Source organism: Caulobacter sp. FV1ye13L, assembly GCF_058681155.1.
On record NZ_CM178732.1, the window covers coordinates 1557078 to 1571278 of the forward strand.

Sequence of the window (14201 nt, forward strand, 5' to 3'; positions counted from 1 at the left end):
ACGCGCCTCAACCTCGCTTTAAGGTGTTGTAGCCCATAACCGAGGCTACGGGAGCCCCTAGCCCATGAGTGACGTCCATTACGAACTTTTCGTGCGCCGCAAGGCCGGCGCACAGTGGGTCCTGGAAATGGCCACGGAAGTTCGCACGGCTGCGCTCCAGAACGCCGAGGAATGCCTGACGTCGGGCCGCGCCGTCGCCGTTCGGGTCAGCAAGGAAACCCTGGACCGCGAGTCCGGCGAATACAGATCCATCGCCATCTTCACCAAGGGCATGGTCGATGGCGGCAAGCCCAAGAAGGAGGTCGAGGATCTCGATCCCCTCTGCGTCCAGCCGGCAGATCTCTATACCGCCCACGCCCGCGACCGGATAGGTCGCCTGCTCGAGGGCTGGCTGGCCCGGCACAACGCCACGCCGTTCGAACTGCTGCACCGCCCCGACCTGGTCGAGAAGCTGGAAGCCTCCGGCACCGACCTGCAGCACGCCCTGCAAAAGATCGCCATTCCCGAGGCCGAAGCGCGGGGGATGTCGGTCCACGAACTGATCCGCACCTTCCAGGGTCTGGTCGAGCGCTCGGTCGCCAATTTGATGAAGGCCTTCAAGAAGGGCCAACTGCCGGACCTCGACAAGGAAGGGTTCGCCAAGGCCGCCACGCGCCTGGCCACCGATCCTGACCGCGCCTTCCTGCTGGGGGCCGGCGTCGCCGCCTCGATCGCGCCCGGCGTCAGCTGGTCCGACAAGATCGCCCGCCTGCTGGATCTGGCCGACGCCGCCCCGACCGAACCGGGTCCCCGCGCCCTGGCCCTGCACGCCATCGAACAGCCCCTGTCCGAGATCATCGGTTCGCGCGCCGGCATGGCCGACCTGCTGGGCACGGCCAACGATCTTGGATCCACCCTGGCGGCCATGACCCGCTTGACGGGCGGCGCCCAGGTCGAGGCCCTGATCCGCATGCAGGCCCAGGTCCGCGCCTGCATGCCCGAGCTTTCCGGCACGGCCAAGCGGCTCAGCGAATGGCTGAGCGGCGATCATTTCGCCCCCGTCCGCGCGGCGATCGCCAAGCGGGTGCTGGCCGAACTGAACGGTGTACGCCGGCTCAAGCCCACCGACGCCGAGGCCGAGATCGAATATCTGCGCGCCCTGGCCATGAGCCTGACGGCCGCCGCCGGACGCATTCTGCCGCCCGAAGACATTCAGGCCGCCTTCACCGTTCGCTCCAAGACCCTGCTCAACGGCGAGTTCATCGAGGCCCTGCTCGGGCGCGACCGCTCGGCCCGCGAGGAGGTCGTGATCCTGATCCGCCTGGCCGAGAACGTCATGGGCGCGGTCAACAAGCGTCAGGCCGCCCGCTGGCTAAGCGCCAACATCACCGCCCTGCGGTTTGAAAAGGAACTGCGGCAGGGCCCCGATTCGCCGGCCGCGAAGCTGGCGGCGCTGGCCGGCCTGCAAAAGACCGTCACGCGGTCGGGCCTGGTGCGCGAAGACTACGAACCCCTGTGCAACAAGCTCGGCGAACTGGGCTCGCAGGTCGAGATCGACAGCCGGCTGCTGGCCATGCTGGTCCGCGCCCCGGCGCCGCTGGCTCATCGCCTGGCCCTGCTGGTCAAGCTGGCCACGGGCGAGGCCGGCCCCACGGGGCCGGTGGCCGACCGGGCCAAGATGGAAGCCTTCAAGCTGGCCCGAGATCCGGCGGCCCGCGAGGAACTGGCGGCCTCACCGGCGACCATGGATCTGCTCAGGGGCCTGATGCAGAGCGCCCAGGCCGCCTGACGCGCGCCTGCGCGGCTTGCGACACGCCCGGGGATGCCTAAGCTGGGTCCGGAGCCGCGCCAACAGGGCCGTGGCGACCCGGGGATGGACACATGGTGATCTTCAGCGTGCTCTATGCGGCGGCCGACGGCGCGCATTTCGACCATGACTATTACAACGCCACCCACATCCCGCTCGTCCACGAGGCCTTCGCCTCGACAGGCCTGACGGGTGTGCAGGTGTTCAAGGGTCTGTCGGCGGGCGATGGCGGCCCCGCGCCCTTCATCGCGATGGCGCATCTGGCGTTCCGCGACGCCGCCGCCCTGCAGGCCTCGATGGGCGGGCCACGCGCCGCCGAGGTGCTGGCCGATGTGGCCAAGTTCACCAACCTCCAGCCGATCGCCCAGGTCAGCGCGCTGGTCTAGCGGGGCAACACCCTGCCCAGCGCTTCGACCACGCGATCCACATCGCTGTCGGCCATGGTCGGATAGAGCGGCAGGGTCAGGCAGCGATCGTACCAGGCCTGGGCGCCGGGCAGGTCGAGCGCGCCGTAGCGCTTGGCGTAGTAGGGCTGCTGGTGCACCGGAATGTAGTGAACCTGCGTGCCGACTCCGTGGGCCTTCAGGCCATCGACCACCATCCGGCGGGTGATCCCCAGGGCGTCGAAATCGATCAGCACGGTCAGCAGGTGCAGGGCCGCGTCGGAATAGTCCGGGCTGGTCGCCAGGCGCACGCGGGGCGACAGCGCCTCCAGCCGTTCGACATAGAGCGCGGTCAGGGCCCGGCGGCGCGCGACGAAGCGGTCCAGCTTGGCCAGCTGCGACAGGCCCAGGGCGCACAGCACGTCGGGGATGCGATAGTTGAAGCCGATCTCCGGCATCTCGTACCACCAGGGATCCGCCCCCGGCGGCCGCACCATGCCGTGACCGCGCAGGGACCGGGCGCGCGCCGCGAGGTCGGCGTCGTTGGTGGTCAGCATGCCGCCCTCGCCGGTGGCCAGCGTCTTGACCGGGTGAAACGAGAAGCTGGCGAAGGCCGAGTAAGCGCCGTCGCCGACCGGATGCTCCACGCCGTCGAAAGTTCCGACCGAGCCCAGGGCGTGGGGCGCGTCTTCCACCAGCATCGCCCCGGCCGCGCTGGCCATGCCGCGCATCGCCGGCAGGTCGCAGATGTCGCCGCGCAGGTGGACGGGCAGGATCGCCTTGACCGGCCGGTCGCCGCACCGCGCCAGAGCGGCGGCCAGGGTGTCGGGGGTCATCAGGCCTGAATGCGGATCAACGTCGGCGAACAGCACCTCGGCCCCGACATAGCGGGCGCAGTTGGCGGTCGCCAGGAAGGTGATCGACGGTGCGATGCAGACGTCACCTTCACCGACGCCCAGGGCCAGCATGGCCAGGTGCAGGGTTGCGGTGCCGTTGCTCACCGCGATGGCGTGCTCGGCCCCGACCTTGGTCTTGAAGGCGGTCTCGAAGGCTTCGACCGTCGGGCCGGTGGTCAGGAAGTCGGCGCGCAGGGCGGCGGCGACGGCGGCGACGTCGTCGTCCTCGATGGTCTGGCGACCGTAGGGGAGGAACGGGGCTCCCGTCATCAGCGCGCCTTCTCCTCCAGCATGGCCAGCAGGCCCTGCGCCGACAGCCAGTCGTCATTGTTGTCGCTGCTGTAGCAGAAGCCTTCCTCGGCCGGCTTGGCGCCGTCCTCGGGGCCAAAGCGCTTGCGCGGATATTCGACGAAGGTGGGCTCGATCACATAGCGGTCGGAGAGCTCCACGGTGGCGCGCGCGTCGTCGGCGCTGATCATCATCTCGTGCAGCTTTTCGCCCGGCCGGATGCCGATGACCTTGACCCCGGCGGTCGGCGACATGGCCTTGACCAGATCGGGCATGGTCATGGACGGGATCTTGGGCACGAAGATTTCGCCGCCGCGCATCAGGTCCAGCGACGAGAGCACGAAATTGACGCCTTCGTTCAGGGTGATCCAGAAGCGGGTCATGCGCGCGTCGGTGATCGGCAGCTCGGTGGCGCCGTTGGCCAGCAGGCGCTTGAACAGCGGCACGACGCTGCCGCGCGAGCCGACGACATTGCCATAGCGGACCACCGCGAAGCGGGTGCCGATATCGCCCGACAGGTTGTTGGCGGCCACGAAGGTCTTGTCCGAAGCCAGCTTGGTGGCCCCGTACAGATTGATCGGGTTGCAGGCCTTGTCGGTCGACAGGGCCACCACCTTTTTCACGCCGTTGGTCAGGCTGGCCCAGACCACGTTCTCGGCCCCCAGCACATTGGTGTGGATGCATTCGGACGGGTTGTATTCGGCCGCCGGCACCTGCTTGAGGGCGGCGGCGTGGATGACAATGTCGACCCCGCGCAGGGCCAGGGTCAGGCGCTCGCGGTCACGCACGTCGCCCAGAAAGAAGCGCATCTTGGCATAGGTCGCGTCATCGAACTGCTCGCGCAGCTCCATCTGCATGTCGCTCTGCTTCAATTCGTCGCGGGAGTAGACGATGACCTTCCGCGGGTTCGAGAGCTTCAGAACCGTCTCGATGAACCGTCGGCCAAAAGAGCCGGTGCCGCCGGTGATCAGGATCACCTTGCCGTCGAGATCGAGGGTTTTCGGGAAAAAACGGCCCAAGTTCAGCCTCCTACCGCCCCCGCCGCGAAGAGTCGCGAGGATTGCGATTCGTGGTTAACGCTCCTTTGTCGCGCCTAGGCGTAAAGAGGACGTCAACCACGTCTTGCTAAGCATACCGCATGCGCCGCGCCCTGACCCTTCTTCCGCTCGTTCTTGCCAGCGTCCTGGCGGCCTCGGCGTCTCCGGCCTTGGCCAGTTCCGCCAAGAAGGAGGAGAAGGCGCCCGTCACCTATTTCGCCTTCAAGCCCCTGACTGCGGTCGCCCTGCGGCGGGATGGGCGACGCGGCGTGCTGACGCTTGAAGCCGGCATCGAGGCCAAGGACCCCAAGCTGATGGAGCGCGCCCAGCAGTCGGAGCCACGCCTGCGCGCCGCCTTCGCCCAGGTGCTGATGACCTACGCCTCGGGCATGCGGCGCGGCGATCCGCCGGACGTCGACTACCTGTCGCGGGAAATGCAGAAGACGGCCGACAAGGTGCTGGGCAAGTCCGGCAGCCGGGTGCTGCTGGGCTCGGCGCTCATGAACTGATCCATCCTGCGCTTCCGCGGCCTGCACCGGGCCGGGTGGCCATGGGATGAGCTTGAGTTTCGGCGTCCTGGAGCTAGGATGGCCCGTCACTCCAACGGTGGTTTTATGTCCGAGATTGTAAGCGAGGCCCGGGCCTAACAGGCTCCGAACCCTCCGGTTCGCAAGTCGATCAGGCCCTGATCCGTCCGCAGCCCCTGCGGATGCGCCCAGTCGTGTCCGTACTCCGAGAATGAGCGGGTCTCTCCGAGATCCGGGGGTTTGCGTTCCCACGCCTCGATCCTCGGACAATCTCCTTGAACATCTCCAAAGCGCAGCAACGCACGCTGCACGCCCTGGCGCAGGGCGCCCGCATCGAACCCGTACGCGACGACAAAGGCCGCCTCATCGACGTCGACTGCCTCACCCGCGAGGGCTGGCGGCTGAGCGACTGCTCGCTGAGGGTCTTCAAGTCGCTGAAGAAGCGGCGACTGATCGCCAGCAGCGGCGGCGGCCCCTACCGCATCACGCGGGAAGGCGCCGTCAGCCTGAGGTCGCAGCTGGACAACCGCGTCACCGCGCGCGGCTGGTAGCTACGCGGCCAGCTTGAGGAACAGGACACGCGCGGCGCCATAGTCGCGCGTGTCCAAGACCGTGAAGCCGGGCGTGGCGGGCTCGGGCTCGTCGCGGCCGCGCTCGAACATCACGATGGCGCCGGGCTTCAGCCAGCCATGGGCCAGCAACTGGGCCAGGGCCTTCTCGCCCAGGCCCTTGGCGTAGGGTGGATCCAGGAAGGCGATGTCGAACGGCGCGCCGACGCTGGACGGCGGCAGGCCAAGATCGGTGGCGTCGCGGCGATGCACGCGTGTGGCGCCGAACAGATTCATGGCGTCGATGTTCTCGCGGATCGCGCCGCGCGCCGGATCGGCGGTCTCGACAAACAGGCAGAAGGCCGCGCCCCGCGACAGGGCTTCCAGTCCCAGGGCGCCCGAGCCCGCGAACAGGTCGACGACGCGCGCACCGTGCAACTCCGGCGCCCAGGCGGCGTGTTCCAGGATGTTGAACACCGCCTGGCGCGCGCGGTCGGAGGTCGGCCGGGTGGCGTCGCCGGGCGGGGCGACGATGGCCTTGCCGCGATACTGGCCGGAAACGATGCGCATTGGGCTGCAATCCCTGTCTGGATCGGCGTGTGTGCCGCTGTTGCGGGGCCACGGCAAGCCGGACGCTTTACAAGTTTTGATGGGCGCTCTCTTAGTCGCTCCAAGAACAGGGGTGTCAGAAAACGCGATGGCGATAGCGGCGATCTTCGAAGCGATGCGGGAGTCGAGGTTTCTCGCCGACCTGACGCCCTATGATCGCGACGCGCGCCGTCTGGCCGTCGCAGTCCCGGTAGGCGTGCTGGCCGCCGTCGCCGCCGCCGTGCTGGGCGCGGCCTCGGCCTGCCTGCTGGTGATGGTGGTGGTCAGCGGCCTTGACGGCGCGCCGGCCGCCGCCGCGCTGTTTGCCGTGTTCGACCAGCCGGCCCGGGCCGAGACCGAGGGTCTGGCTTCGCTGTTTCTGCTGTCGGTGCTGGCCGGGGTCAATGGCGCCGCCGCCCTGGCCTTCGTCGCCGTGAGCGCCGGGCTGAGCCATCGGCCGATCCGTGGCTATGCCGTCGTGGGCGGTGTCTTTCGCACCCGTCTGCTGGTTGCGGGGCTGGTTCTGGTGGGCGCGATCATGGTGGCGCTGGTGATCGTCGCCGCCAGTCTGGGCGCGGGCGCGCCGACGCCGCCGATCCTGGCTCTGGCCTCGACAAGCCTGGGGCGCGCCACCTATGCCGGCTTCGCCATCATGCTGCTGGTGATCGCCGCCGCCGCCGAGGAGATCGTGTTCCGGGGCTGGCTGCTGAAGCACGCCGGCGCGTTCACGCGCAGTCCGGTGATCCTGATGGCGGTCAATGGCCTGCTGTTCGCGCTGATCCACTTTGACCCCAATCCCGGCGCCTTCCTGATCCGGGCGGCCATGGGCGCGGGTCTGACCTGGATGACCCTGCGCACCGGCGGCATCGAGCTGGCGATCGGCGCCCACGCGGCCAACAACATCGTCATCCTGCTGCTGCTACGTCCCCTGTCCCTGACCCCCGAGGCGCTGCATCCGTTCCAGTTGACCTCACTGGTCGGCGCGGTCGGGATCGGGGCCGGCTACGCCCTGCTGGCCGAAGCGGTGGTGCGCTGGCCCATCGTCACCCGCTGGTTTGGCAGCCGCGACACGGCCACGATCTAACGCCGGCGCAAGGGCCGACGACGCCCAAGCCTAGCGTGGCTTTTTGGGGCCCTTGTACGGACGCGGCGCGCCCGGCCTGGTCTCGAACGCGGCAGGGGCCGAGCGGGACGACGTCTCGGCGGCCGGTTTGGCGCCGGGCTTGCTGAAGGGCTTGCCGCCCGCGCTTGCGGGCCTGGCGAACACCTTTGCGCCTGTCTTGCCCGGTTCGGCTGACCGGGCGTCGAAACCAAAGGCGCGCGCCGGCTTCGCCGCTGAGGGCTTGCCGGCCGCCGCCTTGTCGAAGGACCTGGCCCCGGCCACGCCGCCCGCCGCCTTGGACCCGAACGACTTAGGGCCCGTCGCGGTCTTGGCCCCACGCGGGGTCAGATGGTCCGGCTTGGGGCCGATCATCTTGCTCTCGATCGACTTGGGCGCGCGCTTGATCGGCTTGACGCCGGCGATGACGACCTTCTTCTTCGGCTTGGCCCAGCCGGCCTTGTAGACCGGCTTTTCCAGCGTCCGCTCACCGGGTTCGAGAACCTTGGGCAGGGGTGCGGACTTGATGGCCCGGCGCTGCAGTTCGCCGCCCTTGGCGGTGCCCGGCGCGTGCAGAGGATCGGCCACGCCCATGAACTGCGGCTTGTCGCCGGTGGGCATGTCTTCCTCGGCCACCAGCCCGGCCAGCAGCTCGCGGATCACCCGGGGGCCGACTTCTTCCACCTGGCCCGGCATCAGGGTGGCCAGGGCGAACGGGCCATAGGAAAGGCGGATCAGGCGATTGACCTTCAGGTCCAGATGCTCGAGCACCCGGCGGATTTCCCGGTTCTTGCCCTCGGTCAGCGAGATGGTGATCCAGATGTTCTTGCCGCCGCCGGCCTTGTCCTGGGCCTTGTCGACCTTGGCTTCGATCGGGCCATAGCGCACGCCCTCGATGGTGACGCCGTCCTTCAGCCGGTCCAGCCGCGCCTGATCGGTATGGCCAAAGGCGCGGACGCGATAGCGGCGCACCCAGCCATTGTTGGGCGCTTCCAGCTTGCGCGACAGCTCGCCGTCATTGGTCAGCAGCAGCAGGCCTTCGGAGTTCAGGTCAAGGCGCCCCACCGAGATCAGGCGCGGCAGTTCGCGCGGCAGGGCCTGGAACACCGTCGGGCGTTCTTTGGGATCGTTGTGGGTGGTCATCAGACCAGTGGGCTTGTTGTAGCGGAATAGCCGTGTCGGCTCGCGTTCGGCCACCAACTTGCCGTCGACGGTCAGGAAGTCGCCGGGGCCCACCTTCACCGCCGGGGTGGTCAGGACCTTGCCATTGATGGCGACGCGGCCGGCCTCGATCAGCCGCTCGACCTCGCGACGCGAGGCCACACCCGCGCGGGCCAGGGCCTTGGCGACGCGCTCGCCCGTCGACGGATCGTCGAGGTCGCCATCGTGACCGGGCTCGTACAGAGGGTCGTGGGGCGTGTTGGGGGGTAAGTCGCTCATGGTCGGTCCTTCGAAGGGCAGGGCGCATCTCTCGATGGGCTGGACGCCAAATGCGCACCGAACGCGGTCAGGATCAAGGTTGCGGCGTTTGCGCCGTTCTGAAAATGACATACTGAAAGTCGGTGATCTTCGAGGCGACCCTGAAGTCTGCGCTGCGGCTTCGCTGTCTTCAGGCCCGCCGCGTCACCTTGCTGGCCTTGGAGGGCTAGACCATTTCCGATCCTCTGCGCCTGACCGATGAAGCCGCCATGGCCATCGCCCTGGACGAAGCCCGCGCCGCCGCCGCGCGCGGCGAGACGCCGGTCGGGGCGGTGATCCTTGATCCCAAGAGCGGCGAGGTCCTGGGCGTCGCAGGCAACGGTCCGATCGCCGCCCATGACCCGACGGCGCATGCCGAGATCGCCGTGATGCGGCAGGTGGCGGCCAAGCTGGAAAACTATCGGCTGACCGATCTGACGCTTGTCGTGACTCTGGAGCCCTGCGCCATGTGCGCCGGCGCGATCAGCCATGCGCGGATCGGACGGGTGGTGTTCGGAGCCGAAGATCCCAAGGGCGGCGCCGTGGTTCACGGCCCGCGCTTCTTCGCCCAGCCGACCTGCCACTGGCGGCCGGAGGTGACGGGCGGGGTGATGGCCCAGGAAAGCGCCGACCTGCTGCGGGGCTTCTTCCGCGAACGGCGGGGGCGGCCAAAGCCGGCGACCTGATCACCCCTCTACCCGCCCCGGCACAAGGCGCGGGCCGGGCGGTCCTGTTCCATTCCGGCGCCAGGATGCCTGGCCGGAAGGTCCCTAGTAGACGATGCCGAGGCTGCTGATACCGATGGCGGCCACTACGAAGGCGGCGATGGCGATCAGCTCGTAGCGTTTGAAGAATGGCTTGGTTGGCGTGCGCATGTTCAGGTCCCCCGTCCCAAATTGGTTCGTCGGGAAGGACCGCCCGCAAGGCTCAGGCCAAGGTTAGGGTCAAAGGTCAGGGTCGTTTTCCGGGCCAGACCAGGAAGCCGTCGGCGTCGCGGCCGGCGACGCGGTACTCGGTAAACCGCGAGGGGCCGGGGCCGTAGCGGTCTTCCTGCCGGTGTTGGGCGCGCGGATCGTGGCCGCCGCCGTAGCGATCGGCGTGATGGGCCGGCAGGGTCTCGACCTCAAGCGGCCGGCGGCCATAACCCCACGGGTCAAGGCCGGTCCAGCCGCGTTCGGCCTCGCAGTCCACGCGGTCCCAGCGATAGGCGCCGCCGGGGCCGGTGACCCGGCGCGTCACGCAATCGCCAGGCCCGGTGTTGGGCGGCAGCAGTTCCGGATCCAGCGGCAGTCCGGGTCGCGACACCGGGGCGCCGCCCCTAAAGCCCTGATCGAAATCTCCAGCCATGGCGGCTCCGGCGAGCAGGGCGCCGGCTGCGGCGAGACAGAAGGACAGGCGGGAAAAGATCATGGAACGCTCCTGGACCGGCAGCAAAGCATTAACAAAGGTTAACGGCCTGCGGGTTCACCCGGCGCGCGAACGGAGCGTCACCGCAGGCGCTTGCCTCGCGTCGAGCCGCGCCCTACCGTCGATCAAACAACTGTTTGAGGGCTGCATGGCGATCGAGGCGGTGATCTGGGATTTCGGCGGTGTCTTCACCACCTCGCCGTTCGAGGCTTTCCGCCGCTACGAGGCGCAGCGGGGCCTGCCGACCGACTTCATCCGCACGGTCAATTCCACCGACCCTGACACCAATGCCTGGGCGCGGTTCGAACGGTCCGAGATCGACGCGGCGGGCTTTGACGCCTTGTTCCTGGAAGAGGCCACGCTCCTGGGCCACGCGGTGCGCGGCGCCGATGTCCTGCCGCTGCTGTATGGCGACCTGCGCCCCCGGGTGCTGGCGGCGATGCTGGCCTGCAAGGCGCGGTTCAAGGTCGGCTGCATCACCAACAATGTCACCACCGGTCACGGGGCGGGCATGGCCTCGAGCGCCGAAAAGGCCGCCGCCGTCGGCGAGATCATGGGCCATTTCGCGGTGGTGATCGAAAGCTCCAAGGCCGGGGTCCGCAAGCCCGATCCGCGCATCTATCTGATGATGTGCGAGGCCCTGAACGTCGCGCCGAAGAACTGCGTCTATCTCGACGACCTGGGGGTCAACTGCAAACCGGCCGCCGCCTTGGGCATGACCGCGATCAAGGTCTCCAGCGAGGATCAGCTGCTCGCCGACCTTGCGAAGGCGACCGGATTGGCGTTCTGAAGGGGGGATCATCCCTTCGCGTCAGGACTTGCCATGTCACGCCCCCGGATCGGCGCCGCCGCCGCTGTTGCGCAGCTTTCGGGCTGGAACGCCGCGCCGGACAAGGACGCCATCACCAAGACGTTCAAGTTCGCCGATTTCAATGCCGCCTTCGGCTTCATGACCCGGGTGGCCCTGATGGCCGACAAGCTGGATCACCATCCCGAATGGTTCAATGTCTACAACCGGGTCGAGGTGCTGCTGACCACCCATGACGCCGATGGCGTGACGGAGCTGGACCTGGCTTTGGCGACGTTCATGGACTCAGTGGCTTAGCGCCAACGTCGGACGCCGCCTCCAAAACCGTTTCCCCCTTCCGCCCCGACCCCTTCCAGTTCAAACTAATGTTTGAATAATTGGGAGGACGCCAAATGGCGCAGAACACGGGCCGGGTCGCCGGCAAGAAGGCCTTCATCACCGGCGGGGCCCAGGGTCTGGGCGCGGCGGCGGGGCGCATGCTGGCCAGCCAGGGCGCCAAGGTCAGCCTGGCCGACATCAACCTGGCCGGAGCCCAGGCGGTCGCCGACGAGATCAACGCCGCCCACGGCGCCGGCACGGCCTTCGCCTTTGAGCTGGATGTCACCCAGGAAGACGAATGGATCGCGGTGCTTGAGAAGGCCACCCAGGCCATGGGCGGCCTGTCGGTGCTGGTCAATAATGCCGGCATCGGCGGCGATGGTCCGATCGAGAGCCTCGATTTCGCCCTCTGGAAGAAGGTGATGTCGGTCAATGTCGACTCGGTCTTCCTGGGCGCCAAGCACGCCCTGACCCACATGCGGGCCCATCAGCCGGGCTCGATCATCAATCTGAGCTCGATCGCCGGCCTGATCGCCAATGGCAATTCGCCGGCCTACAACGCCTCCAAGGCGGCGGTCTGGCTGCTGTCCAAGAACATCGCGCTGTACTGCGCCAAGATGAAGCTGGATATCCGCTCCAACTCGATCCACCCGACCTTCATCGACACGCCGATCCTCGACGGCTTTACCGCCCGGTTCGGCAAGGAAGAGGCTCACGCCAAGCTGGCGCGGCAGGTTCCGCTGGGCCGGATCGGCGAGCCCAACGACATCGCCAACGCCGTGCTCTACCTCGCCAGCGACGAGAGCAAGTTCATGACCGGCGCCGAGATCAAGGTCGACGGCGGCATTTCGGCGATGTGATCTGGAGATCCTCTCCCTGATGGGAGAGGTGTCGCCACAGGCGACGGAGAGGGAAGTATCAGCGGGGGTTCCGCATCACTTCCCCCTCCGGTCGCTACGCGACCACCTCCCCCGTCGGGGGGAGGATTGTCTTGCCCTTACCGCGGCGCCCGCTTGGCCAGGATCCGCTGCAGGGTCCGGCGGTGCATGTTCAGGCGGCGCGCGGTCTCAGACACGTTGTGGCCGCACATTTCATAGACCCGCTGGATATGTTCCCACCGCACGCGGTCGGCGCTCATCGGGTTGTCCGGCGGCACCGGCGCGGCGTCCTTGGCGGCCAGCAGGGCGCGGGCCACCTCATCGGCGTCGGCCGGCTTGGAGAGATAGTCGACCACCCCGGCCTTCACGGCCGCCACGGCGGTGGCGATATTGCCATAGCCGGTGAGCATGATGATCTTGGCGTCGGGCCGGGCGTCGCGCACCGCCTCGACGACCTTCAGCCCCGTGCCGTCTTCCAGCCGCATGTCGAGCACGGCGTGGGCGGGGGCGTGAACGCGCAGCAGGGCCAAGGCTTCGGCCACCGAGGCGGCCAGGGTCACCACGAACCCCCGCTGCTCCAGCGCGCGTCCCAGGCGCGTGCGCAGGGGCGCATCGTCGTCGAGAAGCAGAAGCGTCTTGTCGGGCAGGGCCGCAACCAGCTCACTAATATCCGCCATGACTTCAGCGCCTCCCCGCGCCCGTACTCAACCGAGTACACTCATAAAGCATCATGTTGTCCTTCCCGGCCAGGCATCAAGCCCCTGTGTAACCAGAGGCCTCAAGCGCCGACCGGGGCCAGCGCGCCGAGACTACCGCCCCGCCGCGCCGACCATTGCGAAAATCCACCGTGGCCCCTGTCCGTTCCAGCAGGGTCTTGGCGATGAAGAAGCCCAGACCCATGCCGATATGGCCCGTGCGCGAGCCCTCGGCCCCCGGACGGGTGGTTACATAGGGCTCGCCCAGCTTGGCCAGCACCTCGGCCGAAAAGCCGGGACCGTCGTCGCGCACCTCGATGACGATTGAGCGCGGGTCGAAGCGGGCGATGACCAGCACCTCGGCGCGGGCGAAGTCGACGGCGTTCTCGACGATGGAGGTCATCGCGTGGATCACCTCGGGCCGCCGCCAGATGTCGGGCGCGGATTCCCCGGACGGGCCGTTGACCACGGCCTCGACGCGCACGCCGTGCACCAGGTGCGGCTCGATGACGTCCTGGACCAGCTGGACCAGGCTCATGCGCTCGTGCACGGCGTCCTTGGCCTCGGGCATCTCGGTCAGGCGCTGGAGGATCTCGCGACAGCGCGCCGCCTGGCCGATCATCAGCTCGGCGTCCTCGCGGGTCTGGTCGTCGGGGGCGTTGCGGGCCATTTCGCGGGCGACCACCGAGATGGTCGCCAGGGGGGTGCCCAGTTCGTGGGCGGCGGCGGCGGCCAGGGCGCCCAGGGCCGACAGCCTCTGCTCGCGAGCCAGCACCGTCTCGGTGACGTTGAGGGCCAGCTCCATCCGCGCGGATTCGCTGGCCGCCTGCCAGGCATAGGCGCCGGTGATGACGATGCCCATGATCCGGGCCAGGATCATGATGGCCTGCTGCACCAGCGGCGGCTCCACCATCGGCGGCGCGCCCGCCATCATGGGAACCGGCAGGTGGAAAAAGGCCAGCAGCACCGTGCTGGCGATGGCCAGCAGCGCCAGACACAGGGCGTAGCGGGCGGGCAGGGTGGCCGCCGCCAGAGTGACGGGCGCGATCAGCAGCAGGCAGAAGGCGTTATGCACCCCGCCGGTCAGGTACAGCAGGCCTGACAACTGCAGGATGTCAAAGGCGATCTGGGCCGTGGCCTCGCCCTCGCGGGCCAGCCTCTGACCGCTTGAGGCCAGGCTCAGCAGCACATTGAGCCAGGCTGACAGGGCGATCAGCGAAAAGCACAGGGCCCAGGGAATCTCCAGCTTCAGCACCATGCCGACGAACAGCAGGGCCGCAGTCTGGCCCGCTACGGCCAGCCAGCGCTGGGCCAGCAGGGAACGAACCCGCAGACGTCCGCGACGCAGTCCGGGAGCGGCCCAGGACCAGCCATCATCTTGCGCCGGATCTTCACCCGGCCTATCGAGCCCCCTCGAACGCTGGTCTTCGGGCGCTCTTGCGAACGAAACGTCAGCCATGTCGCAGGATAAGGCCAGATTTTCGC

The 14201-nt window shown here is 68.1% G+C and carries 17 protein-coding genes; 9 read left to right on the top strand and 8 right to left on the bottom strand.

What is annotated here, in order from left to right:
- Window positions 1–64: 64 nt before the first annotated feature.
- Together ACW176_RS07300 and ACW176_RS07305 are read left to right on the top strand one after the other, a co-directional pair.
- A complete protein-coding gene (locus ACW176_RS07300) occupies window positions 65–1768 on the top strand; it encodes a hypothetical protein (RefSeq protein WP_492111445.1) in 1704 nt (567 codons plus the stop codon).
- Window positions 1769–1860: 92 nt separating this feature from the next.
- A complete protein-coding gene (locus tag ACW176_RS07305) occupies window positions 1861–2172 on the top strand; it encodes an EthD family reductase (RefSeq protein ID WP_419319688.1) in 312 nt (103 codons plus the stop codon).
- Here the strand turns inward: ACW176_RS07305 and pseC are convergent.
- Both pseC and pseB read right to left on the bottom strand, forming a co-directional pair.
- Window positions 2169–3335, bottom strand: a complete 1167-nt coding sequence (pseC, locus tag ACW176_RS07310) for a UDP-4-amino-4,6-dideoxy-N-acetyl-beta-L-altrosamine transaminase (RefSeq protein WP_492111446.1) — start codon at window positions 3333–3335, stop codon at window positions 2169–2171. The genes ACW176_RS07305 and pseC overlap by 4 nt on opposite strands.
- A complete protein-coding gene (pseB, locus tag ACW176_RS07315) occupies window positions 3335–4372 on the bottom strand; it encodes a UDP-N-acetylglucosamine 4,6-dehydratase (inverting) (protein ID WP_492058433.1) in 1038 nt (345 codons plus the stop codon). The genes pseC and pseB overlap by 1 nt, the downstream gene beginning before the upstream one ends.
- Window positions 4373–4491: 119 nt before the next feature.
- Here pseB and ACW176_RS07320 point away from each other — a divergent pair, with 119 nt between their 5' ends.
- Together ACW176_RS07320 and ACW176_RS07325 are read left to right on the top strand one after the other, a co-directional pair.
- The gene (locus tag ACW176_RS07320; RefSeq protein WP_419319691.1) at window positions 4492–4899 is read left to right on the top strand and encodes a hypothetical protein; all 408 of its coding nucleotides are present in this window, start codon (window positions 4492–4494) and stop codon (window positions 4897–4899) included.
- Between the two features lie 293 nt (window positions 4900–5192).
- Window positions 5193–5468 carry a YjhX family toxin gene (locus tag ACW176_RS07325; RefSeq protein ID WP_492111447.1) on the top strand — a complete coding sequence of 92 codons (276 nt, stop codon included), beginning with the start codon at window positions 5193–5195 and terminating at the stop codon, window positions 5466–5468.
- On the opposite strand, the gene rsmD is transcribed toward ACW176_RS07325, so the two are convergent.
- Window positions 5469–6035, bottom strand: coding sequence for a 16S rRNA (guanine(966)-N(2))-methyltransferase RsmD (rsmD, locus tag ACW176_RS07330; protein WP_492111448.1), 567 nt, complete (start codon window positions 6033–6035; stop codon window positions 5469–5471). It lies immediately after the preceding gene.
- A 127-nt stretch (window positions 6036–6162) separates the two neighbouring features.
- Between rsmD and ACW176_RS07335 the strand changes: the two genes are divergently transcribed.
- A complete protein-coding gene (locus ACW176_RS07335) occupies window positions 6163–7137 on the top strand; it encodes a CPBP family intramembrane glutamic endopeptidase (protein ID WP_492111449.1) in 975 nt (324 codons plus the stop codon).
- Window positions 7138–7167: 30 nt separating this feature from the next.
- On the opposite strand, the gene ACW176_RS07340 is transcribed toward ACW176_RS07335, so the two are convergent.
- Window positions 7168–8592 carry a pseudouridine synthase gene (locus ACW176_RS07340; protein ID WP_492111450.1) on the bottom strand — a complete coding sequence of 475 codons (1425 nt, stop codon included), beginning with the start codon at window positions 8590–8592 and terminating at the stop codon, window positions 7168–7170.
- A gap of 212 nt (window positions 8593–8804) precedes the next feature.
- Between ACW176_RS07340 and ACW176_RS07345 the strand changes: the two genes are divergently transcribed.
- Window positions 8805–9296 carry a nucleoside deaminase gene (locus tag ACW176_RS07345; RefSeq protein WP_492111892.1) on the top strand — a complete coding sequence of 164 codons (492 nt, stop codon included), beginning with the start codon at window positions 8805–8807 and terminating at the stop codon, window positions 9294–9296.
- 84 nt (window positions 9297–9380) lie between these two features.
- On the opposite strand, the gene ACW176_RS07350 is transcribed toward ACW176_RS07345, so the two are convergent.
- The gene (locus ACW176_RS07350) at window positions 9381–9485 is read right to left on the bottom strand and encodes a hypothetical protein (protein WP_419319699.1); all 105 of its coding nucleotides are present in this window, start codon (window positions 9483–9485) and stop codon (window positions 9381–9383) included.
- Window positions 9486–9561: 76 nt separating this feature from the next.
- A complete protein-coding gene (locus ACW176_RS07355) occupies window positions 9562–10020 on the bottom strand; it encodes a hypothetical protein (protein WP_492111451.1) in 459 nt (152 codons plus the stop codon).
- 145 nt (window positions 10021–10165) lie between these two features.
- Between ACW176_RS07355 and ACW176_RS07360 the strand changes: the two genes are divergently transcribed.
- From ACW176_RS07360 to ACW176_RS07370, 3 genes are all read left to right on the top strand, one after another.
- Window positions 10166–10807: an HAD-IA family hydrolase gene (locus ACW176_RS07360; RefSeq protein ID WP_492111452.1), complete on the top strand. Its 642-nt coding sequence runs from the start codon at window positions 10166–10168 to the stop codon at window positions 10805–10807.
- Between the two features lie 33 nt (window positions 10808–10840).
- Window positions 10841–11122, top strand: coding sequence for a 4a-hydroxytetrahydrobiopterin dehydratase (locus ACW176_RS07365; RefSeq protein WP_492111453.1), 282 nt, complete (start codon window positions 10841–10843; stop codon window positions 11120–11122).
- 95 nt (window positions 11123–11217) lie between these two features.
- Window positions 11218–12003, top strand: coding sequence for an SDR family oxidoreductase (locus ACW176_RS07370; protein ID WP_419319704.1), 786 nt, complete (start codon window positions 11218–11220; stop codon window positions 12001–12003).
- A gap of 137 nt (window positions 12004–12140) precedes the next feature.
- On the opposite strand, the gene ACW176_RS07375 is transcribed toward ACW176_RS07370, so the two are convergent.
- The gene (locus tag ACW176_RS07375) at window positions 12141–12698 is read right to left on the bottom strand and encodes an ActR/PrrA/RegA family redox response regulator transcription factor (protein WP_419319705.1); all 558 of its coding nucleotides are present in this window, start codon (window positions 12696–12698) and stop codon (window positions 12141–12143) included.
- A 76-nt stretch (window positions 12699–12774) separates the two neighbouring features.
- A complete protein-coding gene (locus tag ACW176_RS07380; RefSeq protein ID WP_492111454.1) occupies window positions 12775–14175 on the bottom strand; it encodes an ActS/PrrB/RegB family redox-sensitive histidine kinase in 1401 nt (466 codons plus the stop codon).
- Window positions 14176–14201 lie beyond the last annotated feature (26 nt).

Coding starts and splice junctions, on each gene's coding strand:
- ACW176_RS07300 (WP_492111445.1), top strand. CDS start 65: ATGAGTGACGTCCATTACGAACTTTTCGTGCGCCGCAAGGCCGGCGCA.
- ACW176_RS07305 (WP_419319688.1), top strand. CDS start 1,861: ATGGTGATCTTCAGCGTGCTCTATGCGGCGGCCGACGGCGCGCATTTC.
- pseC (WP_492111446.1), bottom strand. CDS start 3,335: ATGACGGGAGCCCCGTTCCTCCCCTACGGTCGCCAGACCATCGAGGAC.
- ACW176_RS07320 (WP_419319691.1), top strand. CDS start 4,492: ATGCGCCGCGCCCTGACCCTTCTTCCGCTCGTTCTTGCCAGCGTCCTG.
- rsmD (WP_492111448.1), bottom strand. CDS start 6,035: ATGCGCATCGTTTCCGGCCAGTATCGCGGCAAGGCCATCGTCGCCCCG.
- ACW176_RS07335 (WP_492111449.1), top strand. CDS start 6,163: ATGGCGATAGCGGCGATCTTCGAAGCGATGCGGGAGTCGAGGTTTCTC.
- ACW176_RS07340 (WP_492111450.1), bottom strand. CDS start 8,592: ATGAGCGACTTACCCCCCAACACGCCCCACGACCCTCTGTACGAGCCC.
- ACW176_RS07350 (WP_419319699.1), bottom strand. CDS start 9,485: ATGCGCACGCCAACCAAGCCATTCTTCAAACGCTACGAGCTGATCGCC.
- ACW176_RS07355 (WP_492111451.1), bottom strand. CDS start 10,020: ATGATCTTTTCCCGCCTGTCCTTCTGTCTCGCCGCAGCCGGCGCCCTG.
- ACW176_RS07360 (WP_492111452.1), top strand. CDS start 10,166: ATGGCGATCGAGGCGGTGATCTGGGATTTCGGCGGTGTCTTCACCACC.
- ACW176_RS07365 (WP_492111453.1), top strand. CDS start 10,841: ATGTCACGCCCCCGGATCGGCGCCGCCGCCGCTGTTGCGCAGCTTTCG.
- ACW176_RS07370 (WP_419319704.1), top strand. CDS start 11,218: ATGGCGCAGAACACGGGCCGGGTCGCCGGCAAGAAGGCCTTCATCACC.
- ACW176_RS07375 (WP_419319705.1), bottom strand. CDS start 12,698: ATGGCGGATATTAGTGAGCTGGTTGCGGCCCTGCCCGACAAGACGCTT.
- ACW176_RS07380 (WP_492111454.1), bottom strand. CDS start 14,175: ATGGCTGACGTTTCGTTCGCAAGAGCGCCCGAAGACCAGCGTTCGAGG.